The sequence below is a fragment of the Arthrobacter sp. Soil_C_60 genome, from assembly GCF_057656375.1.
In genome coordinates, this window is record NZ_JBDGKM010000002.1 from 82,593 (window position 1) to 104,731 (window position 22,139).

Genomic DNA, 22,139 nt, shown 5'->3' on the forward strand with positions numbered 1-22,139 from the left:
GATACCTTGTCCGACAGGTTGATGGAAGGATTTACCGATCATTCGTTTCACTTGTTATCTAACCGCAAGAAGAAGACGTACCTGCCGCTAGAACGGGTACTGCGCGTGACCGTACTGCTGGATGGTCACCCAGCGCAGCTCGCTGAACGAATCGATCCCGGCCTGTCCGCCGAACTTGCCGTAGCCGGAGTTCTGCACCCCGCCGAACGGCGCCATCGGCTCGTCCGCCACCGGCTGGTCATTCACATGGACAATCCCGGTACGCAGCCGCTGCGCCACCTTCAGTCCCTCGTGGATGTTCTCGGTGATCACTCCCGCGGTCAGGCCGTACTTGGTGTCGTTGGACAGCTCGACTGCGTGCTCCGGGCCGTCGGCCTCCAGCACGGTAGTCGCGGAGCCGAAGATCTCGTCGTGGTAGATCTTCATATCCGGCGTCGTCCCGGTCAGCACGGTGGCAGGAACCAGGGAGTTTTCCAGCTTGTGGCCGCCGGCCACCGCAGTAGCACCCTTGGCCAGCGCGTCATCGATCAGGCTGTACTGGCGCTGCGCGGACTTCGCATTGACGGCAGGCCCGATTACCGTCTCCGGGTCGGTCGGATCACCGGTCGGAAGCCCGGACACCTTGGCCGCGAAGCGTTCGGTGAACTCGGCTGCCAGGCTCTTGTCCACGACCACCCGGTCCACCGACATGCAGATCTGCCCGGCATTCATGAAGGACCCGAAGGCCGCCGCGTTCACCGCATAGTCCAGGTCGGCGTCCTTGAGCACCACCAGGCTGTTCTTCCCGCCGAGCTCCAGGACGGCCGGCTTCAGGTGCTCGGCCGCCTGCATGCCGATCTTCCGGCCCACGGCAGTGGAACCGGTGAAGTTCACACAGCGGACGCGCTCGTCGGCGATCATGGTGCTCACGACGTCGGCCGCGTCCTCGGGCGCATTGGTCACCACATTCAGCACACCGTCCGGGATCCCGGCGTCAAGCAGCGCGTCGGCCAGGAACAGACCGCAGGACAGCGGGGCGTCCTCGCTTGGCTTCAGCACCGCAGTGTTTCCCACCGCCAGCGGAACCGCGATCGCCCGGATGCCCAGGATGAACGGCGCGTTCCACGGCGACATGGCGCCGACCACGCCGAACGGTTGCCGGACCGCCAAGGAGTACACGCCGGGCATATCCGTGGCGAGCACATCGCCCTGCGGAGCCGTGGTTGCCGCCGCCGCTTCACGCAGGATGTTCGCGGCCAGGCCAATGTTGAACAGGGCCCAGCTCCGCACGCCGCCCACTTCGCCAGCCATCAGGGAGACGCCGTCTTCGGCCCGTTCCTCGAGGAGGTCCGCCGCCCGCAGGAAGATTTTCCGCCGTGCACTGGGGGCCATGCCCGCCCATTGATCGAAGGCACCGGCGGCGGCGTCGACAGCACGGGTCATGTCCTCGGCACCGGCGGCAGCCACCGTGGCATAGGGCTGGCCGGTGTAGGGGTTGATGTCCTCCGTGGTCTTGCCGGATGCTGCGGCAACGTGCTTTCCGCCGATAATCAGGTCACGCTGAATTGCCATGATGTGCCTCCCTGTCCGGCAGGCGCCCGCTCTTCGCGCCCACGCACTGCAACACGCACAGCCGCGCCTGCATTGAAAAATAAGGTTACTTCCCTTGCTACCACGCACGACGGCGGAAAGATAGGTGCGCGTCTATCCCGCCTTTTGCGCTTCCCCGGGCAAGCGGCAGACCGGTGTCCTCCTCCGGCCCATCCTGTCCGTGCGCGAGGTTAGACTGGCCGGGAACTGCAACATCAGCCGCCCGAACACAGGAGCAGCCATGAGCACAGTCGAAAAGTTTCCGCAGGGCGCCCCGGCCTGGGTCGACCTACAGTCGCCGGATCCGGAGGCGTCCAAGACGTTCTACACTGGCCTGTTCGGCTGGCAATACACGGACAGCACCAGTTCGGCCCAGGGCAGTTACGCCACGGCCACGATCGGCGGCGTTCCCGTCGCCGCGATCGCCGGGCAGACCACGGAAGCGGTGGAAGCGGGTGTGCCCACTGCCTGGAACACCTACTTTGCCGTCGATGACCTTGATGCCACGCTGGAGAAAGTGATCCCGGCCGGCGGCCTGATCGTCATGCCCGCCACGGACGTGTCCGGGTCCGGCCGCATGGCAGCCATCGAGGACGGGGTCGGGACGCCGCTACTGCTGTGGGAGTCCGGGCAGCACACCGGCGCCGGACTGATCAACGAGCCCGGCACCATCGTCTGGCATGAACTGGCAGCGGACAACTGGGACCATGCCGTGCCGTTCTACCTCGCCGTGCTCGGCGGCGAGGCACACGAGGAGCAGGTCGACGGCGGCACTTTCACCATGCTCAAGGCCGCAGGGATGTACGTGGCAGGCTTCAAGGAGCCCGAGACCGAGGACAGGTCTCCGCGCTGGGAGGTCTACTTCGGCACCGAAGACGCGGATGCCGCCGTCGTTATTGCGCAGAAGGGCGGCGGGACGGTCCTGCAGGAACCGGTAGAAATTCCGGGCGTGGGGCGGATAGCCATGTTGCAGGATCCGCACGGTGCCATTTTCTGGGTGCTGCAGGAGCCAGCAGTGGAGGACTGACCCGGAATACTTAATACCGGGCCCCCATTATTGGGGCGTTGACCCGGGTACGCGGTGCATCGATTATGGAGTCCCATCCATAATCATTCGCGGGCAGTTCCTCCAGCGGGGCAGTAGGGCCTTGCCCGTCACTCGAGAAGGACCTCGATGTGAAGCGCCTAACTACTGCCCTGCTTTGCAGTGCCCTCACAGCCTCAGTGATGCTTCCCGCGGCGCCGGCTACAGCCGCCCTGCCCGCCACGTCGGTGGTGGCCGTCGGAAGTTCTAATTCGAAGGCCTTGTTCAGCAACGCGGGCGGTTACGTCGCATCCTATAAACGCTTCTCGCAGCAGTACATCCTGAGGAACATCAAGACCAACCGGACGGGCGTGCTGCAGGAATCGCGCAATGGCAAGTGGATCACGTTGCAGAGCCTGACGTGGAAGAAGCAGGCCGGGAAGGCCACCTCCACCGCAGTCACGGTCCGGACCACCCACACCGCGGCCACCGTGAAGAAGAAGTACCGACTGGTGGTCAACGCCAGCGGCAAGGAAGCCCGGTGGGAATCCAAGCACGTCACGCTGCGGCACGAGAACCCCAGATCGTACAAGGGCTACAAGAAGACCGTCTACAACCAGGTCAAAAAATACTGCCCCAACGTGATCATCCTGGAGGAGGACCGGCTGCGCAGCTACACCTACAGCACCTCGCTACGGATGAATGTCGCCCGCCGGCCGGCGGGGAACCTGCTGAAATATGCGGCCCTGCATGAATGCGCGCACATCCGAGAGTTCAGCCTCTACCCGCCGTCGCAGCAGGGAACGCTGCGGGCCAAACTGAACAAGATCTACAAAACCACCGGTACCGGCGGGATAGAACAGGCAGCGGACTGCATGGCTTTCCGGATGGGCGTGAACAGCAAACTCATCTTCGGCACCTACACCAAGAACTGCGCCGGTGCGCGGGGAACAGCGGCGGCCAAGCTACTGGCCGGCAAAAAGCTCTGACTCCGGGTGCGCCGGGCCGACACCGCGCGGAGCCCCGGGAGCACCCGGCCGCGAACGGCCCGGAGTCAGAGACCACTTCTCCTTCAATGCACACGCCCTTTTGCCGGCGTAACGAATGTGGAACTATGCGCACATGAACGAAAACGAACCGAAATCCTCCGGCCACGGCAGGCATGACCAGAGCCCTCCTGCCGGGCCTGCCCAGCCGGGCGCCGCCTTGCCCGTTGATGACCCAAGGGCCGTGGCGAAGCGGCGGCGCGAGGCCGAGGAAAAGCTCGAACAGCACCAGCAAGCAGCCAAGGAAGAGGCGCGGGAAGCCGAGCACAATGCCGGGCACGACGATCATCCGGATTAGCGCTGCCGCGTCAGCGTTGGGCCGGCTCGGCCTGGGCGGACGCCACTGTCTCCAGTTCGTGTTCCAGTTGCAGTTGCAGTTGCTCCGCCAGTTCGTTCCCCCACTCCTCATGCTGCTCCGGCCACGGCCCCGCAGCAGGGGTTTTCAGGTGCGCGACGTAGAGCGCGAACCCGGTTAGCAGCACTCCGCCGACGAAATTCCCCAGTAGCACGGGCCCCTGGTTCCACAGCCACCAGTCACCCAGGCCCACATCGGCGCCCAGCATCATGCCCGCCGGGATCACGAACATATTGACCACCGCGTGCTCAAAGCCCTGGGCGAAGAAGCACGTGATCGGCAGCCACATCGCCAGGATCTTGCCGCCGGTGGAGGTGGAGGTCAGCGATAGCACCACCCCCAGCGTGACCATCCAGTTGCACAGGACGGCCTTGATGAACACGAGCCCCAAGCCCGCGCCGCCCAGCTCGGCGTACGCCAGCGTTTTCGCCTCCGCGAGGTTAACCAGCGTGGCGACCATCGGATCGGCGCCGGAAGTCCCCATCCGGGTGATCACCGCGACGTAGGCTGCCGCATAACCCAGGCACCCGGCCAGATGCCCAAGGATGACCACGGCGTAATTGCGCAGCATATCCGCCATGCACGCCTGCTTCCGGTAAACGGCCAGCGGGATGAGCGCGAAGGCGCCGGTAACCAGTTCCAGGCCGAGAACCACGATGATCACAAAGCCCAGCGGGAAGATGATCGCGCCGACAATTCCGGTGGTCTGTCCGGCCGCAGCCAGCGCCAGTGTGGTGGCGCAAGCCAAGATCGCCCCGCCAAGAATGCCGCGCATCAGCAACTGCAGATTGCCCGCCTCCGCCTTGGCCTTGCCCGCCGCGACGGCTGCCTCGACCACCCGTTCCGGTTTAACGTAGGACATGTTTCCGCCGGCTGCTCGTTGATTCGAAGCAACGCTACGGAAACGGTGTCCCGGCCGGATTGCGCCTTGATGTCCGCTCTGTAAATTGAGCCTCACCCTCATCGGCGGCGGCAGTGAGGTCCAGGGCTCAGTTGGTCTGCAGGACGGCGAAGTAGCCGGGAATCTGCTCTGTCACCGAGTCATCCTTCATCGGCACCGCCTCGATGATGGCCGGGCCGTCAACCAGCAGCTGCCACCTTGAGGCCGGAAACACTCCGGTCAGCTCCCGCTGGCCGAAGTGTCCGGGCATGGGCAGGCCTTCGATGGCGCGCCGCAGCGGATGCGGTATGCCGCGGCGGGTGGCGCCGAGATGCCCCACGTACTGGAAACGGTTGCCCTGGAAGTTGGTTTCGGCGAGGAACACGCGGCCTTGCTCCCCCACCAGCGTGTGCAGGTTCGCCGCCAGCCGTGCCTGTTCCTCCGGCTTGAGCACATGCAGCACGCCGCGGAGGAACACGTTCGCGGAACCGCCAAGCCGCTCGCGCAGCAGATCCCCGGCACCGTCGGCCACCGCGTCCATCGCCGCGAACTCCACATCGCGGATGCCTTCCGCTTCGGCCTCGGCCTGGGCACGGCGGACGGCGCTGGCGGAAACGTCCACGCCCAGCACCTGCGGGAACAGGGTGGCCAGCCACCGCGTGTAGGTTCCGTTGCCGCAACCTACGTCGACCACCGGCAGCGCCGGATCAAAGTGCTCCTTGATCGGCGCGAGGTAGCTCAGGCGCTCGGACTCGGCGGCGGCGTCCCACAGGACTTCGCCGTCTTTGCCGGTGCGGGTGATGCCGGCCCAGTAGTTTTCCCACGCATGATGCGGATTTTTGGGTACGCGGGAAGCCAAGCGGGCGAGCTTGGGGAGCAGCAGTACCGAGTCCCAGATTTTTGGCATGAAATTACCTTACGCAGACGGCAGGGGTGAATTGAGTAAAGCCACGGTTTCTTCCGCCGGGACAGGCCTGCCGAAGTAATAGCCCTGGCCAAAGCGGCAGCCCAGCCGGCGCAGCTGGGCAACCTGCTCCGCGGTCTCAATGCCCTCGACAATGGCCTGCAGCCCGGCCGACTCGATCAGTTGCAGGACCGCTGCCACGAAGGTCTGTTGGCCGGCGTCGTTGTCCATCCCCTCGATCAGGGACTGGTCCACTTTCACCGTGTCGGCGGGCAGTGACCGCAGGTAGCTGATGGAGGAATAGCCCGTGCCGAAGTCGTCGATCTGCAGTCCGACGCCGAGTCCGCGGATTTTTCCCAGCACCTGCGCCTCTTCGGTTTCCCGGGTCATCAGCACGGTCTCGGTGATCTCGAAAACCAGCCGCCCAGGGTCGATGCCATACCGCGCCAGCGACCCTGCGATGTCCTCCAGCAGGTCGTTCCGCAACAGCTCCGCTGCCGAGAGATTCAGGTGGAGCTTGAGCGGCGCAGGCAAGGGTTCGACGTCGTTCCAAGCCTTAAGCTGTTGCAGTGCCTCCTGCAGTACCCACCGGCCCAGATCCACGATGAGCCCGGTTTCCTCGGCCACCGGGATGAAGCTCTCTGGCATGATCATGCCGCGGGTCGGGTGCACCCAGCGGAGTAGCGCCTCGATCCCGATGATCCTTCCGGTCGCCAGCTCCACCACCGGCTGGTAGTACAGCGACAGTTCGCCGTTCTCGATGGCGTTGCGCAACTCGGCGGCTGTGCGCGAGCGCTGCTGCGTGGCATGGAGCATGGACGGGTGGAAGACCTGGACGTTGTTCCGGCCGCGCGATTTGGCCTCGTACATGGCGACGTCGGCATCGCGGAGCAGGGACGCGGCCGATGTCCCCTCGTCGCCGATGCTCACGCCGATGCTGGCCATCGCCCAGACAGAGACGGTGCCCACGGTGATGCTGCTTTGCAGCGCCCGCAGCGCACGGTCCGCAATTGCCCGGACGTCCGCTTCGGTGGCCTCCGGAATGAGGATGGCGAACTCGTCCCCGCCCAGCCGGGCCACCGTGTCCGTGTCCCGGACGGCTGAACTCAGCCGGCGGCCCACTTCCACCAGGACCTCGTCCCCGGCGCTGTGGCCGAGGCTGTCATTGATCGGCTTGAACGAGTCCAGGTCCAGCATCAGCACGGCCGGCGCACGCTTCCCGCCCTCGGCACCAGCCAACGCTTCCTGCGTCCGCTCACGCAGAGTTGCCCGGTTGGCCAGGCCGGTGAGCGCATCCGTCATTGCCATCCGCTGCAGCTCGGACTGCGCCTCGATCAGCGCCGCGGTCCGCTCCTCCACCCGCTGTTCCAGATCCGAGTAGATGTAGTGGAGTTCCTCGGCCAGCAGGTTAACACCGGTGATGACGGCGTCGATATCATCCCGTTTCTCGGACGGCTCGATCCTGGCGCTGAGATCGCCCGCGGCCAGCTTGACGACACCCTCGACCAGCTGTTGCAGCCGCGGGTCCTCAGCGGGTGCGGAGTCCATGGGTTCCCTTCAAAATGGCAACGTACATCACCAGTTTATGTGAAACCTTTACCTCCCGTTGCTGTCTCAAGCGGTCGGCCATCAACGGCGCGCGGGCAGCTGGACGGAGACCGTGGTCCCTTCATGCAGCCGGGACGAAATGTGCAGTTCGCCGCCGTGCTGGTGCACCAGGTCCTGCACAATGGACAGCCCGAGTCCTGTGCCCTGGATGGCGGCGGCGGTGGCATTGGACGCACGGAAGAACCGGCCGTACAGTTTGTGCACCTCGTCGGCCGGGATGCCAATACCGGTGTCACGTACCTTGACGCAAGCCCGCGGGACCCCGGCGTCACTCCTGCTGCTGCTGATATCGACGGCGACGCTGCCGCCGGCGGGCGTGAACTTCACGGCATTCGAGATGATGTTCACAAACACCTGCTCCAGCTGTTCCTGGTCCGCGTCCACCTGGACGTCCGAAGCCGGCTCCCGCAGGCTTAGATCAATTCGCCCAGACGCTGCCGCAGGCGCCAGCGTGCTAATGACGGACTGCAGCAAAGCGGCGAGCTTGACCGGCTGGATGGACTGCTGGATGTTTCCGGCGTCGCTTCTGGAGAGCGTGAGCACATCCTCGACGAGGTTGTTCAGCCGATGGGCATTACGATCCACGATCTCGAGCATTCTGGCAGTTTCGTGCGGAAGCTGGCCCACGCCGTCGTCCATGATCATGTCCAGGTAGCCGATGATCGAACTCAGCGGGGTCCGCAGTTCGTGGTTGACCGTGGCGACGAATTCACTCTTGGCCTGATCCAGTTCACGCACCCGGTCCAGCACCTGCCGCTGGGCGGTGATCAGCTGGCCCTGCACCAGGCCGTGGGCCAGGTTGCCGGCTACGTGCTGGATCAGCGACAGCTCGATCGGCGCCCATTCACGGGCGCTGGCTATCCCGGCGAGCCAGAGCAGCCCGAAGGCTTTGCCGCCGTGGCCCAGCGGCACTAATACCGAGGTCTTGAGCCCGTCCCTGCCGGCCGCTTTGCTCAAGGATTCACAATCGGGCAGCTCCGTGCCCTCGTGGTCCGGCACCGCCAGGACCGTCTCGTCCTCCCACAACATTGCTGCCATCCGCTCTGCCTCCTCCGTGGGCAGGGCCGGTGCGGAGGCGTTGATGCCGTCGCTGTCCCAGCCCATTTCCAGGGCCGGGACGCGTTCGTCGCCGAAAGTACGAATCCAGCTGCGGTCAGCTCCGAAAGTCTCGCTCAGACCGGCGATCACCTGTTCGGCCATGAACTGCGGGTCGTTTGATGAACGGATCGCCGCCGAAATCGCCCGGGTGCGCTGGCGCAACTGTGCTGTGGACTCACGCCGGCGCTGCTGCCGCTTTGTCCGTCGCAGCAAAGTGCGGATCCGCAGCAGCAGTTCATGTTCCGGCGCAGGCCCTATCAGGAAATCGGCGACGTCCAGGGCCGCAATTTCCTCCGCGGACATACCCTCGCTGGCCAGCAGGATGACCGGCAGGTTTCCACCGGTTCCTTCCGCAGCTTCGGACGACAGTCCGGCCAGCACGTCGGCACCGTTTCCGTCCGGACCCACGGCAACGACGGCGACATCCGGTGCCGCTCCAGCCGCCCCGGTTCCATCCACCACCGAGATGCCTGCTGCACGCAGGGCCGCCGGGATGCCCGTCAGCGCGTCCGGACATCCCGCGACCAGTGCCAAAGGGGCAGGCTCGCCGCCGGCCGGTGAGTCCGCGGTAGATGTCATTCCAATATCTCACCATGTCTTTGGCGCTTGAACCTACCGGCACGCCCTTTTTCAGCCTGCCGGCGGACCCGTTCACCGCCATCGCGGGCGACTCGCCGTGACCCATGCGGGGGCAGTGCTTCTATGCAAAGATGGGAGCTCCAGAACAAGCCGTCGAAAGGGTGACTATGTCCGGGATCGCCTCCTACATTGACCACACGCTGCTCAAGCCGGACGCTTCCCGCGATGACATCCTTGCCGTGTGCAAGGAGGCCGTGGAGCACAAGTTCGCCTCGGTCTGCACCAACCCGCTCTGGACTGCCCTGGTGCACAACACGCTCAAGGGTTCCGGCGTAAAGACCTGTTCCGTTATCGGATTTCCGTTCGGAGCCACTCCCACAGATGTGAAGGTCTACGAGGCCCGCGGTGCCAACTTAGACGGCGCGGACGAAATCGACATGGTCATCAACATCGCCGCAGCCCGCGCCAATGACCGCAACTCGCTGTACACGGACATCGCTGCCGTGGCCGATGCCGTGCACGCCGGCGGGGCGGCGCTGAAGGTCATTCTGGAAACACATTTCCTCACCGACGAACAAAAGACCCTGGTCTGCGAGGTCGCGGCCGAAGCGGGCGCGGATTTCGTGAAAACCTCCACCGGTTTCAGCGGCGGCGGGGCAACCGTTGAAGACATTGCCCTGATGCGCAAGGCGGTCGGTCCGAAGCTCGGAGTCAAGGCTTCCGGGGGCATCCGTTCACTCGAGGACGCCCGCGCCATGCTCGAAGCCGGTGCCACAAGAATTGGAGCGAGCTCATCAGTGGCTATTGTTAACGGTGAGCAAGCTACTTCCGCATACTAATCCGCTCAATTTTGGGCACTTCTTTTAGCACGGCATTAACGAGGAGAATCAGTTCCATGGCAACCCCCAAGCAGCGTTCCCATTCCGGCGAAGGCCACCTGGTCAGCAACATCATCACCTTCGTCATCATGATGGTTCTCTTCTGCGCCAGCCTGGTCGCCTTTGGCCTGGAGCCCCAGATCGGCGCCATTCCGGCTTTCGGCATCGGGTTGCTGCTCTTTGCCCTCGCATTCTTCATCCCCAAGGAGATCCTTGGGCGCTCGGACTCGCACGAGGAACTCAACACTTCCCGCTAAGTCCAGGCTTTACAGCCCCACACACCTGGGCGCACAGCCTTTGGTTGTAGGAGAACTCCGGTGCTCGGCTCTGGCCGAAAACCCGGTGGCACCTACAGCTAGGCTGTGCGCTCAGCTCGTTAACATCAGTTAATGTGCGCCGCAGGGCTGACGTAGTAACAGATGACGTACCTCACGTGCTGGGATGTAAACTGGCTCACGGTGTGACGGGAAGCCTGGTCGTCGAGTACGTCTGTGATGTCAAAAACCGTCTGGAGAACCAGTTGACTAACCCCGCCCCCGGAAACGGCAAGAAGACCATTCTTAGCCGCGGCAGCTATCCGGAATATGTCCGGCTCAGCGATCTGATGCGCAAGGAAACCGTCGGCGGCATCATGCTGCTGATCGCCGCGGTAGCAGCCCTGATCTGGGCCAACTCTCCCGCCGCGGACAGCTATTTCGCTATCCGTGACTTTAAGATCGGCTACGAGCCCTGGCATCTAGACCTGAGCATCGGGAAATGGGCCTCCGACGGCCTGCTGGCGATCTTCTTCTTCCTCACGGGCCTTGAGCTTAAACGAGAATTCGTTGCAGGCGACCTGCGATCCCCCAGCCGAGCGATCGTGCCGATTGCCGCAGCCTTCGGCGGCGTGGCAGTCCCGGCCCTCATCTATGTGATCGTCAATCTGACAGCCGGCCCCGAGGCCCTGCGAGGCTGGGCCATTCCCACCGCGACCGACATCGCCTTCGCCGTCGCTGTCCTCGCGGTCATCAGCTCGCACCTGCCCAGCGCCCTGCGCATCTTTATCCTCACGCTGGCTGTGGTGGATGACCTTATTGCCATCGCTATCATCGCCTTCTTCTATACTGCGGAAGTCCACGTCCCGTTCCTGCTCCTGATGTTCGTCCCGCTGGCCCTGTTCGCGTTCCTGACCCAGAAGTACACAAAGTTCTTCGCCAAGAACCACATCGCCGCGTGGGTCATCCTGCTGCCGCTGGGCGTCATCACGTGGGCTCTGATGCACTCCTCCGGTGTTCACGCCACCGTCGCCGGCGTGCTGCTGGGCTTCATGGTGCCGGTGCTGCGCAGCAAAAAGGACGGCGGCCCGGATGCCGGCCCCGGTCTGGCCGAGCAGCTGGAGCACCGCTTCCGCCCGCTCTCAACCGGCTTCGCGGTTCCCGTTTTCGCCTTCTTCTCCGCCGGCGTCGCGTTGGGCGGCTGGGATGGTTTCGGCGCCTCCCTCACCGATACCGTTGCTTTGGGTATCATCCTTGGCCTGTTCCTGGGCAAGCCCATCGGCATCATGCTGACCACCTGGACCTTGACCAAACTCAGCAAGGCCAATCTGGACCCGACGCTGAAGTGGATCGACGTTTTCGGTATCGCGATACTCGCCGGCGTCGGCTTCACCGTCTCTCTCCTGGTCAACGACCTCAGCTTCGCCCTCGGCACCGAGCATCACGATCATGCGAAGGTGGCGGTGCTAACCGGCTCCCTGGTTTCCGCACTGGCCGCCACCGTAATCCTGCGCGCCCGCAACAGTCACTACCGCAAGATCGAGGAAATCGAGACCGCAGACACTGACCAGGACGGCATCCCCGACGTGTTTGAGGGCGAGGGCCGCAGCTAACCAAGCGCGCTTTACTGTCGATGCCGTTGCCACCCCTGAGGATTGGAATCCGACCGTCACTTTGTACTGGCAGCCGGGATTGAAGACCGGAAAATTTGCTCAAGATTCTGACGAACTTTGCACGTCAGGCAATCTTGAGCCGATCTTGAGTCTTTTTTGCCCTGCATCCTGAGCATCGCAAGGCACGATGAATGTCGTAGCGAGGTAGAGGTCCAGGGATCCAGTGCGAGCGGTCAATTGACTGGCAGAAGGGCGGTAGCAATATGCCGAAAGTTGCGCCGCTAGTCTCTCTGGAAACGCTGCGTCAGCTGGCGGATGAGCTTGAGGATGAAGAGGCCTGCCGGGCATTCGTCCGGAGCTTCATCGGCATCTGGGACGAGCGACAAGTCCGTTTGTGCCAGGCTATCCGGGCTTCCGATGCGAAGGCTGCCATGGACGTTGTCCTGAGCGTGAAGGTTACCAGCGCGATGGCCGGCGCTGGCAGACTGTCCCAGTTGGCAGCGAACCTGCAGGCAATGCTCCTTCGTCTGGGCGAAGACATTATGACTTCCTGCACGTTGGACCTGTTGGAAGAAATCACGGCATGCGGTCGCGCCACCATGTCCCAGTTAGAACTGGACTACCTGGAACCACAGGCAGGTTGTCGGAGGAACGGCGGCAACTAATCCGTCAGATGGACGGGCGAAGCCAGACGCCCGAACATGGCGGGGTCGGTTAGCGGAGAGTCTTGGGGGCTAGCCGGTAACCGACTCCGCGAACAGTTTCCAGCCAGCGCGGCTCGCGCGAATTATCGCCCAGCTTCCTGCGCAGATTACCGATATGGACCTCGATGGCGCGCATATCGGCGTCGCTGATAAACGAGCCAGTGTCATAGTCCTCGTAGCGGAGCCGGCGGACAAGGTCCGTCTTCGTACGCACCACGCGCCCGCTTTCCATCAACGCGTGGAGCAGGTCGAACTCCGTGCGGGTCAGCTCAATCTCCTGGCCGTTGACCTCCGTGGTCCGCGTATGGTGGTTCAGCAGAAGCCCGTTGTGCAAGTATGTACCGGGCTGGTTTACATTAGCCGCCGATTCAGCCACCTGAGCCTGGCCGTTGCCTTCCGGCTGCCCTGATCCATTGGCCGGAGCGACTGGCACGGGGGCCTGCCCCACGGAAAGCGACCCAGTCTCGCCCATCCGCGGCCGCCGGAGCATGGCTGCGACGCGGGCCCGCAGCTCGCGCGGGCGGAACGGTTTGGTGATGTAGTCATCTGCGCCCGATTCCAGCCCCAGCAAAGTGTCCAGCTCTTCGGCGCGGGCGGTGAGCATGATGATGTAGCTATCGCTGAAGAGACGGATGCGGCGGGCTACTTCAAACCCGTCCATGTCCGGTAGGCCAAGATCCAGGGTGACGATGGACGGGTCGTGTTTTTCGACGGCTTGTACGCCTTCTTCCCCGCTGGACGCAGCGTAGACCTCGAAGCCCGACTGAACCAGAACAGCTTCGATGAGGTCCCGTATGTCGCGGTCATCTTCGACGATGACTGCTACCCGTGATGCTTCCAAAATCCCCCCGAACTTCTTGCCGGCACATCCATGATGCACCTCGATGCAACAACTGTTCGTATTATACCTTTCACCTCGGACACTTTTTCCGGCGTAGCCGGGCTACCATGGCCGGAACGGGACAGGCCCACCTTTATACTGAATTTCCGGCGGGTAAAACAAACTGTGCCGGGTACCAGTCTCATCTGCTGCAGGAACAGGAAACCGGGGAACATGTCCGCAGTCGTCAAAAACGCGCTGGCCATGATCGGCGTGCGGAAGCAGTTTCATGAGCTGAATCTGCGGCACCGGGTCTTCCTGAGCCAGATGCCGCTGGTGATTTCCGTGACCCTCGTGGCGCTGGTGGCGGCAATCTTCTTCCCGGCAACCCTTGACAACGTCGCTTTCCAGGCGGGGCTGATCATGCTGGCAGTTCTGACAGCGGCCAGCTTTCTGGTCCCCTGGGACCGCTTGCCGTACCCCACCTATTGGGTCATCCCGCTACTGGATTTCGTTGTCGTAGCTGCGCTGAGGACAGGCGGTGCGGAGTCCCTGAGCGGGCTGAGCATGCTGGCGGTTTTCCCGGTGTTCTGGTTGGCATGGTCCGGCATTGCACCCGTTGCCGCCAGAATCATCAGCTTCTTCGCCCCCTTGATGCTGGTCTGGGTTCCCGTTCTGACCTCCGGTGAGCCGGTTACCGCAGCCGGGCTGGCCGATCCTTTCCTGATTCCCATCATCATGCTCGCCATCTGCGTCACGGCGTCGATATTCAGCCTGAGCGAGACGGACAAACAGTCAGTCCTTGAAGCCAAAGACCGCGAACTTCAGGCTGTCTTGGAAGAAACCAGGGACCGCTCCAGGCTCATGCAGACGATGATGGACACGGTCGGCGTCGGTCTGGTTGCCGTGGACAAGGACGGGCACGACATCCTGATGAACCGGCGCCAAGTGCAGAACCACATGCTGGCGGCTCCCTCAGGAAATACTGATCCCAATGAAGGCCAGCTGCATGTGTACAAACAGGACCGCACTTCACCGATCCCGCCGGATGAGCGGCCGGTCCTGAGGGCCGTGCGCGGGGAGACCTTCTCCGACGAATTGGTCTGGATCGGCGAGGGCAAGCAGCAACGGGCCATGTCCATTTCCGCCAGATCCATGCGGGACGACGACGGAGCCTTCGCCGGTTCTGTAGTTGCCTTCAGCGATGTCACGGATCTGGTGAACGCCCTGGCTGCCAAAGACGATTTCGTGGCCAGCGTGTCGCACGAGCTGCGCACACCGCTGACCTCAATCATCGGCTACCTCGATCTGGCGCTGGAGGAGACCCAGCTGAAGGATCCGGATGGCTCCATGGCTGTATCCCTGCGCGTGGCGCTGCGCAATGCCGAGCGGCTGCTCCAGCTTGTCTCGGACCTGCTCACCACCGCCTCCGGCCCGGCCAAGATCGAGCAACGGAACGCCGATCTGGCGGACGTCATCGCATCCTGCCTGGCTTCGGCAACACCTCGGGCGGAGGAATCCGGCGTCGTGCTGGTCAATGAAAGCCCCAGCGATCTTGAGGCGTTCATTGACCATGACCGAATGTGCCAGGTGATGGACAATCTGCTCTCCAATGCCATCAAGTACTCCCCCGCTGGCGGCCGCGTTACCGTCCGGGCGTGGCAGGCAGAGGACAGTGTCGGCTTCGAGGTGGAGGACCACGGCATGGGCATCGCGGAAGAAGACCTGGGCGGGGTCTTCACCAAATTCTTCCGCACCCCCACGGTCCGCCGCGCGGCCATCCCCGGAGTTGGCCTTGGCCTGGTGATCACCAAAGCGATCGTGGAAGCGCACGGCGGCGCAATCAACTTCACCAGCGAACTCGGCAAGGGCACCACTTTCAGGGTCCTTCTTCCGGCCGACGGCGGGAACCGGATCCGTCCCACGGAGGCGACGTCGGCGGACAGGGTTTGATGCGGCACACGTTAGGGACCAAACTGGGGACGTGGGCAGCGAAGTTGGGCATGCAGGGTAAGGAGTTTGGGACGAAACTGGCACCGCTGGCGGCACGATTGAAGTCCGCTGTGCTGGCGGTGCGCCGGCCGCGGCCCCGGGCCAGGCTAGAGTCCTGGTTCCGGCGAAGGCACGATACCAAAAACGGTGCCCGGCTGCTGACCGCACCTGCCGGTGGGCGGCGCGGGCATCTGCCCGGCTTCCTGCTGATCGGCTACCTGTTGACGGTGGCCCTGGTGGTCCTGTGGCCAACGCCGGTGGACCGCGACGCGAGCGGCACTATCCTGCAGGTGCTGGCGAAGCTGCATGCCTTCGGTGCGCCGGACTGGATCGATTACAACTTCGTCGAGACCAGCGCCAACATTGTGATGTTCGTGCCGATCGGCCTGCTCGGCGGGACCCTCCTGCGCGCGGGCTACCGCTGGATCGCCGTGCCCGCTGCCTTCGCCGTCTCCTTCCTGATCGAACTGGTCCAGGACACGTTCCTGCCCGGCCGGTTCGGGACCATGCAGGATGTGCTGGCCAACACCCATGGTTCGGCGCTGGGCCTCGTGGTCCTGTATGCGTTCCTGGAGTATCGGCGCATCGCCAAAGAGGACGCCGCCGCCGAACATCCGAATCAGATGAACGACGGCGGCGCTAACGGCTAGCTGTCATGCCGGGTTCGTATTGCGTTACTTCTGTACAGAGTGGCCCTTGAACTTCATGTCAGCAACACCGCTGTTGGAGCCGCCCTTGGCCGTGCCGTTGACTGCAGACGTGGTCTCGGCAAAGGTTAGCGAGGCATGCGCGACGGCGTCGGACATCTGATCGAGCGCCTCCATGCTCACATTTTCGATATCGTCGCAGGCCTGGTGGTAGCAGGGGTCATAGGCTTCCCCCTCCGTACCGCCAAAGACAGCAGCCTCTTCTTTTGTTTTGACTCCTTCGGCTCCAGTGAACAAGCCACCTGCCGGAATGCCGTTTGCGATGAAGGCAGCATAGTCGGAGCGGCCACTGAAGGCGGTAGGTGCTGAGGCCAGCCCCTGCGAGGCGAAGTAGTCGTTGAAGACATGTTCAATGTGGGCCGATCCGTTCGGGCCGACCTGGCCAAAAGCATCGCCGTCGCCGTCGTACACAAAACGCACGAAGTTTGGCGAGCCAACCATGTCGAAGTTCAGGTTGAGGGCGTGCTGCTTGATCTCCTCCTTGCTCAACTGTGAGACATAGTGGGTGGAGCCGATCAGCCCGCTTTCCTCTGCTCCCCAGAACGCAAAGCGCACGCGGTTGCGCGGCCCGTCATCGTCCAGCTCAGCCATCTGGATGGCAGTCTCGAGGATTGCAGCGCTGCCGGAGCCGTTGTCGTTGATGCCGGGACCTTCGGCCACGCTGTCCAGGTGGGCACCAACCACTACGGTGCGGTCCGCCCGACCGGCGGTATCCGCCAGGATGTTGAACGTGGTGGACTGCTTGACTTCGGCATCCACCTTGACGCCTGCCGTTGTCACCGGATCCGCGGCCAGAGCCTGGCCCACAGCGTAAGTGGCACCGACCGTCGGGATCGTAGCGGCTTCTCCCAAGGTTCCGTTCAGCAGCCCTGTCCGGTCGTCACCATTGCCCTGGTTGAAGATGATGGCTGCCGAAGCACCTGCATCCGCAGCGAGCTGCGCCTTTACCCCAAAGGTGCAAGTGCCCCGCTGGATCAGTGCGATATTCCCGGCAGTGAAGCCTTCGAAGTCTGCGGCTTCGCAACCGCTGGTCGAGGCCGCTGGATCGGTGAAGTTAACATCCACCGCTGTTACCGCGGCCTCAATTTCGCCGGCACCCGAGTACTCCATGGTCGTAAAGTCGGTTCCGTTAACATAGGTCTTCTCCGTCGGCGAGACCTGGGCCAGCTCCGAGGGCGTGTGTTCGATGAACTGCTTGTAGTCGAAGTACTGGCGCTGCGGATCGTAGCCGGCATCCTCCAGTTCGGACTCGATGTACTCCGCTGTTGCCTCGTAGCCCTCCGTTCCGGCCGCACGGTTCCCGCCGTTGTTGGTGGCCACTTTCTGGAGTTGTTCAAGGTGGTTCAAGATGCTCTCAGCAGTTACGGCTTCACGCAGCTTTTCCGTGTCCGTTCCGTTGTCCGCGTTGGCGGGCAGTCCGGCGCTGAGTGCCAAAGCGACGACGGCGGTTATCGCCCCGGCACGCTTATTGCGACGATGATTCATTTTCGTCATTCCCCTGATTTCGGTTGAATGTCGCCCGGCATGGCCCCCAACACCGGTCGTGTGGCTGACGTTAGTCGAGGGATTCTCGGGCCGGAAGAGCGCACAACCAGTTAGCCCTTCGCGGAGGCAAAATTGCCATCAAGGGTTGACAAAACCTCTTGTCAGATTCGGGAATTGAGGCCGCTAAGGAGGTTGCCGCCCAGGCTAAGCCCGTTCAATCCTCCGCAGGCGTGGCCGTGGCGAAGGCTATGGTGGCGTGTGCCAGCGCGTCAGCCATTTCCTCCAGCAGGTTCGTGTCCACGTTCTCGATCGTGTCGCAGGACTGGTGGTAGCAGCTGTCGTAATCCACTCCCGCCTCACCGCCGAAGGCCTGGGCTTCGGCCCGGCTCTTGGTGCCCGCGTCGCCGGTGAAGAGCCCCCCGGAGGGAATCCCGGCTTTGAGGAAGGCCGCGTAGTCGGAGTCGCCGTCCAAGAACGGAGTGGGCAGCACCTCCAGCCCGCGGTCGGCAAAATAGTCGACGAAAACGTCCTCGATCTCATCCGAACCATTGGGGGCGTTGTCGCCGAAAGTTGAGCCGTCGCCGTCGTGCACAAGTCGTACGCCGTTGGGCGAGGCCACCATGTCCAGGTTCAGGTAGACCGCATGCTGCCCGGTCTCGCTGCCGCTGAGTTCGTCCACGTAATGCTGCGATCCGTACAGCCCCTCCTCCTCGCCGCCCCAGAACGCGAACCGCACCTTGTTGGTCGGCTCGATCCCGAAATCCGCCATCCGCAGTGCCGTTTCGAGGATGGCGCCCACCCCGCTGGCGTTGTCGTTGATGCCGGGCCCGCGGCGCACCGAATCCAGATGCCCGCCCACCACAATGATGTGCTCGTCGCTACCGCTGGTTTCCGCGAGGATGTTGAAGGTCTCGACCTTCTCGTCGTCGTCCTCGTAAGTGAAATGCTGGCGAACAGGGTTGTAACCGGCCGCGCGCAGCTGCTCCTCGACATATCGGGCGGATTCCTCGTAGCCGGAACTGCCGGCGGCCCGGTGGCCGCCGTTGGCATCGGCCACGTCCTGCAGCGCCTCGAGGTGGTCCATGATGTCCCGGGCGTTGACGGCCTCGCGCAGCGCACCGGTGTCGGCGCTGTGTGTGGGAACCAACGGCGGCGGAGAGGCGGAACAACCTGCAAGAACAACGACGGCGGCGGCGGCCACAGCGGCAAGACTTGCCCGGGCACCTCTATGCATTTTCATGGATGTTCCCCCTTGCGTTGAAACTTAGCGCATCTGCACGACCGGTGGAAGTACTTTCCGCGTCAAACTTAGGCACAGCCAGAAGCAGACCGCGTAAGCGCCCAGAACCGACGCGGAGACAAGCGACGACGGCGAGAAATCCACCCCGACCGAGGCATCCAGCAGCACCCCGCCGAGCAGCCGGAACAGCCCGCCGGCCGCCGTCACCGCTCCGGGCGCCAGCACGCTGGCAATCAGGACCACGGCAACGCCGGCGATCGCCCAGATCCAGCGGTCCCCGGGCAGCCCCAGCGTCCCCAAGCCGGTGGGCGCGAGGCAGAAGGTCAGCAACACCAGGGCGGCATACGTGCACATGCCCACGTCCAGAATGGAACCGTGGCTGCCCATCTTGTGCAGCGTATTGGGCAGCACCGCGATGAACGCAGCGGCCAGCAGCGCAATATAGGCCGCGGTCCAGAACGGGCGCGGCAACCCGGCTGCAGACGATTGCGCCGCCAGTTCAAAGTAGGCGGTGGTCGCGTAGAATATCGCCGCCGCGGCGATGATGAACTCGAGGAAAGACCGGACAAGGTGCAGGCTGCCCGACCGCGCGGGCCGCTGCCGGACAAAGCTGCAGAACAGGCCGTAGGCAGCGCCGACAGCCAGGCCTGTCCCGATCAGCTCCGGAGTCCCGCCGCCGGTAAGCCCGGCGAACAGGGCCGCTGCCATGACGCCGGTGAAAAAAGTGGACGGCAGCAGCGCGGGATCGGTCTTCAGCAACCGCGGCGGTTTGCGCTGCAGCGCGAAAAACAGGAACACCAGGGCAAGACACAGCACGCCGACCAGGACCGTTCCGTTGTCCGCAGCGGCTTGAACGCGTGCGCTCATGAACCCGGTCACGGCAGCACCTGCTGTTCTGCATGGCCGGCTCTTCGGTAGTTCTGTCCAAAGTGATGGATGGCATTTTGGACGCGAAAAAGTACAGACATATGAGTTCCCCAACTCCCCAATAATCGCCCATCGCTTGCCCGTCCCCAGATGGCACAAGCGTTTAGGCTTGTCCACACCCTAATGTATGAACCTCAAGGTCCCCTCAAGTTCAGTGGCGTTTTAATCTTCTCTTCATGTTTGCGGGATACTGTCAATAGGGTTTTTCCAAGAAGTCTCGTTCAAAGGATCTGTATGCGTATCTCCGTCATTGGCTGTGGTTACTTAGGTGCCGTCCACGCGGCTTCCATGGCCAAGCTCGGTCATGAAGTCGTTGGCATCGATGTGGACCAGCGCAAGATCACCGAGCTCCAGGCCGGCCGCGCACCGTTCTTCGAGCCCGGCCTGCCGGAACTGCTGACCGAGGTCCAGGAGACCGGACGGCTGAAGTTCAGCACCTCGATGGCCGACGCCGAAGGCGCCCAGGTCCACTTCGTCTGCGTCGGCACCCCGCAGCGCAAAGGCGAATACGCAGCGGACCTGACCTACGTCGACTCCGCGTTCTACGAACTCATCCCGTACCTGCACGACGGCGACATCGCCGTCGGCAAATCCACCGTTCCCGTCGGCACCGCAGCCCGCCTGGCCGACATGGTCGCCGCCAAGGCCCCGGGCGCCGTCCTCGCCTGGAACCCCGAGTTCCTGCGCGAAGGCCACGCCGTGAAAGACACCCTCACCCCGGACCGCTTCGTCTACGGCGTCCCCGCCGGCGAACGGGGCGCCCGCGCCACCGCCGCCCTGGACGAGGTCTACGCCACCCCGCTGTCCAACGACACTCCGCGCCTCGTGGTCGACTACGCCACCGCCGAACTGGTCAAGACCGCCGCGAACTCCTTCCTGGCCACGAAGATCTCCTTCATCAACGCCATGGCCGAGGTCTGCGAAGCCGCCGGCGCCGACGTCTCCGCCCTCGCCGACGCGATCGGCATGGACGACCGGATCGGCCGCAAGTTCCTCAACGCCGGCGTCGGCTTCGGCGGCGGCTGCCTGCCCAAGGACATCCGCGCCTTCATGGCCCGCGCCGGCGAACTCGGCGCCGACCAGGCCCTGACCTTCCTGCGCGAAGTGGACGCGATCAACATGCGCCGCCGCTCCCGCGTGGTCGAGCTGACCCGCGAACTCGTCGGCGGCTCCCTGATCGGCAAACGCATCACCGTCCTCGGCGCCGCATTCAAACCCGAGTCCGACGACGTCCGCGACTCCCCCGCACTCAGCGTCGCCCAACAACTCCAGCTCCAGGGCGCCACCGTCACCGTCACCGATCCCGAAGCGCTGCCCAACGCCAAGGGCCGCTTCCCCGAACTGTCCTACGAACCGGACACCAAGACCGCGCTGGCCAAGGCCCACGCCCTGGTACTCCTGACCGAATGGAAGGAATACCGCGAACTGGACCCGGCCGCCGTCGCAAATCTCGTGGACGAGAAGAACATTCTCGACGGCCGCAACGTCCTCGACCCCGCAATCTGGCGCGACGCCGGCTGGACCTACAAGGGCATCGGCCGCCCCTGACCCGACGGCCGAGGAGGAACCCATGAACGCGATCGTCCTCGGCTGGGATCCTGCCGATTGGGATGCGTGGCAACCGGCCTTCCCCGAGGTGGTGGAGCTTGTCGCCGAAACCGGCGGGTTCCGGACCAGATGGATCGTTGGCTCGGCGCCGGAGCTTGTCCCGGGCACCGAGGTCTGGCTGCTGCTCACGGGCGGGAAGCATCGGGGTCTGATCGGCCACGGCGCCCTGGGACCGGACAGTGTCTCCGAGCCCCGATCCGCGGGATTGGAACCAGGCTCCGCCGTCGACGTCGTTTTCGACGCCCTCCTGCGCCAGGGTGAACATGTTCCCTACGACGAGCTGGTCAGCCGCGTTCCCGGCGTGCCGTGGGACCTGATCCGTGGCTGGGGCGAGATTATCCCGCCCGCCGAACTTCCCGCACTGCGGGACGTCTGGGCCGATTATGCCGGGCCGTCGCAGTTTGAGTTGACGCTGCCCGTGCCGGGTGCGCTTCCCGGTGAGGCCCTGCTGACGGTTTCCGCCAACCGATACGAGGTCAGCCCGCAGGCGAGGACGGCCTGCATCCGCCACCACGGATCCAGCTGCGCGGCCTGCGGTTTCAATTTCGAAGCGGCCTACGGCGGGCTCGGCAAAGACTACATCCAGGTCCACCACATCGTTCCGGCCGCCGAACAGGGCGCGGACTATCAGCTGGATCCGTTGACCGATCTGGTGCCGTTCTGCGCCAACTGCCACGCGATGGCTCACCGGCGCACGCCCGTCCCCTACTCCCCCGCAGAACTGAGGCGCTTGATGGCGGCCCCGCCGCACGTTGCCGGTTCGGTGCTGAGCCCGGAGGAAGAAGCGGCCCAGCGGGATGCCGCCAGGCTGCTGCAGATCAAGGGCAACGCAAACCAGGACTGACCCG

At 63.8% G+C, this 22,139-nt stretch carries 20 protein-coding genes; 11 read left to right on the top strand and 9 right to left on the bottom strand.

Going from position 1 to position 22,139, the window contains the following annotated elements:
• Positions 1 to 87: 87 nt before the first annotated feature.
• Positions 88 to 1,551 (bottom strand): aldehyde dehydrogenase family protein, encoded by a 1,464-nt coding sequence (locus tag AC3A4M_RS04130; protein ID WP_498734147.1) that lies wholly within the window; start codon positions 1,549 to 1,551, stop codon positions 88 to 90.
• A 259-nt stretch (positions 1,552 to 1,810) separates the two neighbouring features.
• Between AC3A4M_RS04130 and AC3A4M_RS04135 the strand changes: the two genes are divergently transcribed.
• From AC3A4M_RS04135 to AC3A4M_RS04145, 3 genes are all read left to right on the top strand, one after another.
• Positions 1,811 to 2,596: a VOC family protein gene (locus AC3A4M_RS04135; protein WP_498734148.1), complete on the top strand. Its 786-nt coding sequence runs from the start codon at positions 1,811 to 1,813 to the stop codon at positions 2,594 to 2,596.
• Between the two features lie 149 nt (positions 2,597 to 2,745).
• Positions 2,746 to 3,582: a hypothetical protein gene (locus AC3A4M_RS04140; protein ID WP_498734149.1), complete on the top strand. Its 837-nt coding sequence runs from the start codon at positions 2,746 to 2,748 to the stop codon at positions 3,580 to 3,582.
• Positions 3,583 to 3,715: 133 nt separating this feature from the next.
• Positions 3,716 to 3,937: a hypothetical protein gene (locus AC3A4M_RS04145; RefSeq protein WP_498734150.1), complete on the top strand. Its 222-nt coding sequence runs from the start codon at positions 3,716 to 3,718 to the stop codon at positions 3,935 to 3,937.
• A gap of 10 nt (positions 3,938 to 3,947) precedes the next feature.
• Here AC3A4M_RS04145 and AC3A4M_RS04150 read toward each other — a convergent pair whose 3' ends face one another.
• The 4 genes from AC3A4M_RS04150 to AC3A4M_RS04165 all read right to left on the bottom strand — a co-directional run bounded on the left by AC3A4M_RS04150 (position 3,948) and on the right by AC3A4M_RS04165 (position 9,063).
• The gene (locus AC3A4M_RS04150) at positions 3,948 to 4,856 is read right to left on the bottom strand and encodes a formate/nitrite transporter family protein (RefSeq protein ID WP_498734151.1); all 909 of its coding nucleotides are present in this window, start codon (positions 4,854 to 4,856) and stop codon (positions 3,948 to 3,950) included.
• A 127-nt stretch (positions 4,857 to 4,983) separates the two neighbouring features.
• Positions 4,984 to 5,781 (bottom strand): class I SAM-dependent methyltransferase, encoded by a 798-nt coding sequence (locus AC3A4M_RS04155; protein ID WP_498734152.1) that lies wholly within the window; start codon positions 5,779 to 5,781, stop codon positions 4,984 to 4,986.
• A gap of 9 nt (positions 5,782 to 5,790) precedes the next feature.
• Positions 5,791 to 7,326, bottom strand: a complete 1,536-nt coding sequence (locus tag AC3A4M_RS04160) for a putative bifunctional diguanylate cyclase/phosphodiesterase (RefSeq protein WP_498734153.1) — start codon at positions 7,324 to 7,326, stop codon at positions 5,791 to 5,793.
• An 81-nt stretch (positions 7,327 to 7,407) separates the two neighbouring features.
• On the bottom strand, positions 7,408 to 9,063 hold the full coding sequence (locus AC3A4M_RS04165; RefSeq protein WP_498734154.1) for an ATP-binding protein: 1,656 nt from the start codon (positions 9,061 to 9,063) through the stop codon (positions 7,408 to 7,410).
• A 131-nt stretch (positions 9,064 to 9,194) separates the two neighbouring features.
• Here AC3A4M_RS04165 and deoC point away from each other — a divergent pair, with 131 nt between their 5' ends.
• From deoC to AC3A4M_RS04185, 4 genes are all read left to right on the top strand, one after another.
• Positions 9,195 to 9,902: a deoxyribose-phosphate aldolase gene (gene deoC / locus AC3A4M_RS04170; protein WP_498734155.1), complete on the top strand. Its 708-nt coding sequence runs from the start codon at positions 9,195 to 9,197 to the stop codon at positions 9,900 to 9,902.
• Positions 9,903 to 9,958: 56 nt separating this feature from the next.
• Positions 9,959 to 10,198, top strand: a complete 240-nt coding sequence (locus AC3A4M_RS04175; RefSeq protein ID WP_074698728.1) for a hypothetical protein — start codon at positions 9,959 to 9,961, stop codon at positions 10,196 to 10,198.
• Between the two features lie 263 nt (positions 10,199 to 10,461).
• Entirely contained in the window at positions 10,462 to 11,808 is a 1,347-nt protein-coding gene (gene nhaA / locus AC3A4M_RS04180) for a Na+/H+ antiporter NhaA (protein WP_498734780.1), read from the top strand.
• Positions 11,809 to 12,071: 263 nt separating this feature from the next.
• A complete protein-coding gene (locus tag AC3A4M_RS04185) occupies positions 12,072 to 12,473 on the top strand; it encodes a hypothetical protein (RefSeq protein WP_498734156.1) in 402 nt (133 codons plus the stop codon).
• A 49-nt stretch (positions 12,474 to 12,522) separates the two neighbouring features.
• Here the strand turns inward: AC3A4M_RS04185 and AC3A4M_RS04190 are convergent, their stop codons facing one another.
• On the bottom strand, positions 12,523 to 13,353 hold the full coding sequence (locus tag AC3A4M_RS04190) for a response regulator transcription factor (RefSeq protein ID WP_498734157.1): 831 nt from the start codon (positions 13,351 to 13,353) through the stop codon (positions 12,523 to 12,525).
• Between the two features lie 213 nt (positions 13,354 to 13,566).
• On the opposite strand from AC3A4M_RS04190, the gene AC3A4M_RS04195 reads away from it, so the two are divergent.
• Positions 13,567 to 15,285 carry a sensor histidine kinase gene (locus tag AC3A4M_RS04195; protein ID WP_498734158.1) on the top strand — a complete coding sequence of 573 codons (1,719 nt, stop codon included), beginning with the start codon at positions 13,567 to 13,569 and terminating at the stop codon, positions 15,283 to 15,285.
• A gap of 50 nt (positions 15,286 to 15,335) precedes the next feature.
• Positions 15,336 to 15,974: a VanZ family protein gene (locus tag AC3A4M_RS04200; protein ID WP_498734159.1), complete on the top strand. Its 639-nt coding sequence runs from the start codon at positions 15,336 to 15,338 to the stop codon at positions 15,972 to 15,974.
• Positions 15,975 to 15,998: 24 nt separating this feature from the next.
• On the opposite strand, the gene AC3A4M_RS04205 is transcribed toward AC3A4M_RS04200, so the two are convergent.
• The 3 genes from AC3A4M_RS04205 to AC3A4M_RS04215 all read right to left on the bottom strand — a co-directional run bounded on the left by AC3A4M_RS04205 (position 15,999) and on the right by AC3A4M_RS04215 (position 19,623).
• Positions 15,999 to 17,525: a M28 family peptidase gene (locus tag AC3A4M_RS04205; protein ID WP_498734160.1), complete on the bottom strand. Its 1,527-nt coding sequence runs from the start codon at positions 17,523 to 17,525 to the stop codon at positions 15,999 to 16,001.
• A gap of 205 nt (positions 17,526 to 17,730) precedes the next feature.
• Positions 17,731 to 18,756 (bottom strand): M20/M25/M40 family metallo-hydrolase, encoded by a 1,026-nt coding sequence (locus AC3A4M_RS04210; protein WP_498734161.1) that lies wholly within the window; start codon positions 18,754 to 18,756, stop codon positions 17,731 to 17,733.
• A gap of 24 nt (positions 18,757 to 18,780) precedes the next feature.
• Positions 18,781 to 19,623, bottom strand: a complete 843-nt coding sequence (locus AC3A4M_RS04215) for a hypothetical protein (protein WP_498734162.1) — start codon at positions 19,621 to 19,623, stop codon at positions 18,781 to 18,783.
• Positions 19,624 to 19,917: 294 nt separating this feature from the next.
• Between AC3A4M_RS04215 and AC3A4M_RS04220 the strand changes: the two genes are divergently transcribed.
• Positions 19,918 to 21,231, top strand: a complete 1,314-nt coding sequence (locus AC3A4M_RS04220; RefSeq protein WP_498734163.1) for a UDP-glucose dehydrogenase family protein — start codon at positions 19,918 to 19,920, stop codon at positions 21,229 to 21,231.
• 22 nt (positions 21,232 to 21,253) lie between these two features.
• Entirely contained in the window at positions 21,254 to 22,135 is an 882-nt protein-coding gene (locus AC3A4M_RS04225) for an HNH endonuclease (RefSeq protein WP_498734164.1), read from the top strand.
• The last annotated feature ends 4 nt before the right edge of the window (positions 22,136 to 22,139 follow it).

What these genes read in the sequence shown, in the direction of transcription:
- AC3A4M_RS04130 (WP_498734147.1), bottom strand. Translation starts at nt 1,551, where the DNA reads ATGGCAATTCAGCGTGACCTGATTATCGGCGGAAAGCACGTTGCCGCA.
- AC3A4M_RS04135 (WP_498734148.1), top strand. Translation starts at nt 1,811, where the DNA reads ATGAGCACAGTCGAAAAGTTTCCGCAGGGCGCCCCGGCCTGGGTCGAC.
- AC3A4M_RS04145 (WP_498734150.1), top strand. Translation starts at nt 3,716, where the DNA reads ATGAACGAAAACGAACCGAAATCCTCCGGCCACGGCAGGCATGACCAG.
- AC3A4M_RS04150 (WP_498734151.1), bottom strand. Translation starts at nt 4,856, where the DNA reads ATGTCCTACGTTAAACCGGAACGGGTGGTCGAGGCAGCCGTCGCGGCG.
- AC3A4M_RS04155 (WP_498734152.1), bottom strand. Translation starts at nt 5,781, where the DNA reads ATGCCAAAAATCTGGGACTCGGTACTGCTGCTCCCCAAGCTCGCCCGC.
- AC3A4M_RS04160 (WP_498734153.1), bottom strand. Translation starts at nt 7,326, where the DNA reads ATGGACTCCGCACCCGCTGAGGACCCGCGGCTGCAACAGCTGGTCGAG.
- AC3A4M_RS04165 (WP_498734154.1), bottom strand. Translation starts at nt 9,063, where the DNA reads ATGACATCTACCGCGGACTCACCGGCCGGCGGCGAGCCTGCCCCTTTG.
- deoC (WP_498734155.1), top strand. Translation starts at nt 9,195, where the DNA reads ATGGGAGCTCCAGAACAAGCCGTCGAAAGGGTGACTATGTCCGGGATC.
- AC3A4M_RS04175 (WP_074698728.1), top strand. Translation starts at nt 9,959, where the DNA reads ATGGCAACCCCCAAGCAGCGTTCCCATTCCGGCGAAGGCCACCTGGTC.
- AC3A4M_RS04185 (WP_498734156.1), top strand. Translation starts at nt 12,072, where the DNA reads ATGCCGAAAGTTGCGCCGCTAGTCTCTCTGGAAACGCTGCGTCAGCTG.
- AC3A4M_RS04195 (WP_498734158.1), top strand. Translation starts at nt 13,567, where the DNA reads ATGTCCGCAGTCGTCAAAAACGCGCTGGCCATGATCGGCGTGCGGAAG.
- AC3A4M_RS04200 (WP_498734159.1), top strand. Translation starts at nt 15,336, where the DNA reads ATGCAGGGTAAGGAGTTTGGGACGAAACTGGCACCGCTGGCGGCACGA.
- AC3A4M_RS04205 (WP_498734160.1), bottom strand. Translation starts at nt 17,525, where the DNA reads ATGACGAAAATGAATCATCGTCGCAATAAGCGTGCCGGGGCGATAACC.
- AC3A4M_RS04210 (WP_498734161.1), bottom strand. Translation starts at nt 18,756, where the DNA reads ATGAAAATGCATAGAGGTGCCCGGGCAAGTCTTGCCGCTGTGGCCGCC.
- AC3A4M_RS04215 (WP_498734162.1), bottom strand. Translation starts at nt 19,623, where the DNA reads ATGAGCGCACGCGTTCAAGCCGCTGCGGACAACGGAACGGTCCTGGTC.
- AC3A4M_RS04220 (WP_498734163.1), top strand. Translation starts at nt 19,918, where the DNA reads ATGCGTATCTCCGTCATTGGCTGTGGTTACTTAGGTGCCGTCCACGCG.
- AC3A4M_RS04225 (WP_498734164.1), top strand. Translation starts at nt 21,254, where the DNA reads ATGAACGCGATCGTCCTCGGCTGGGATCCTGCCGATTGGGATGCGTGG.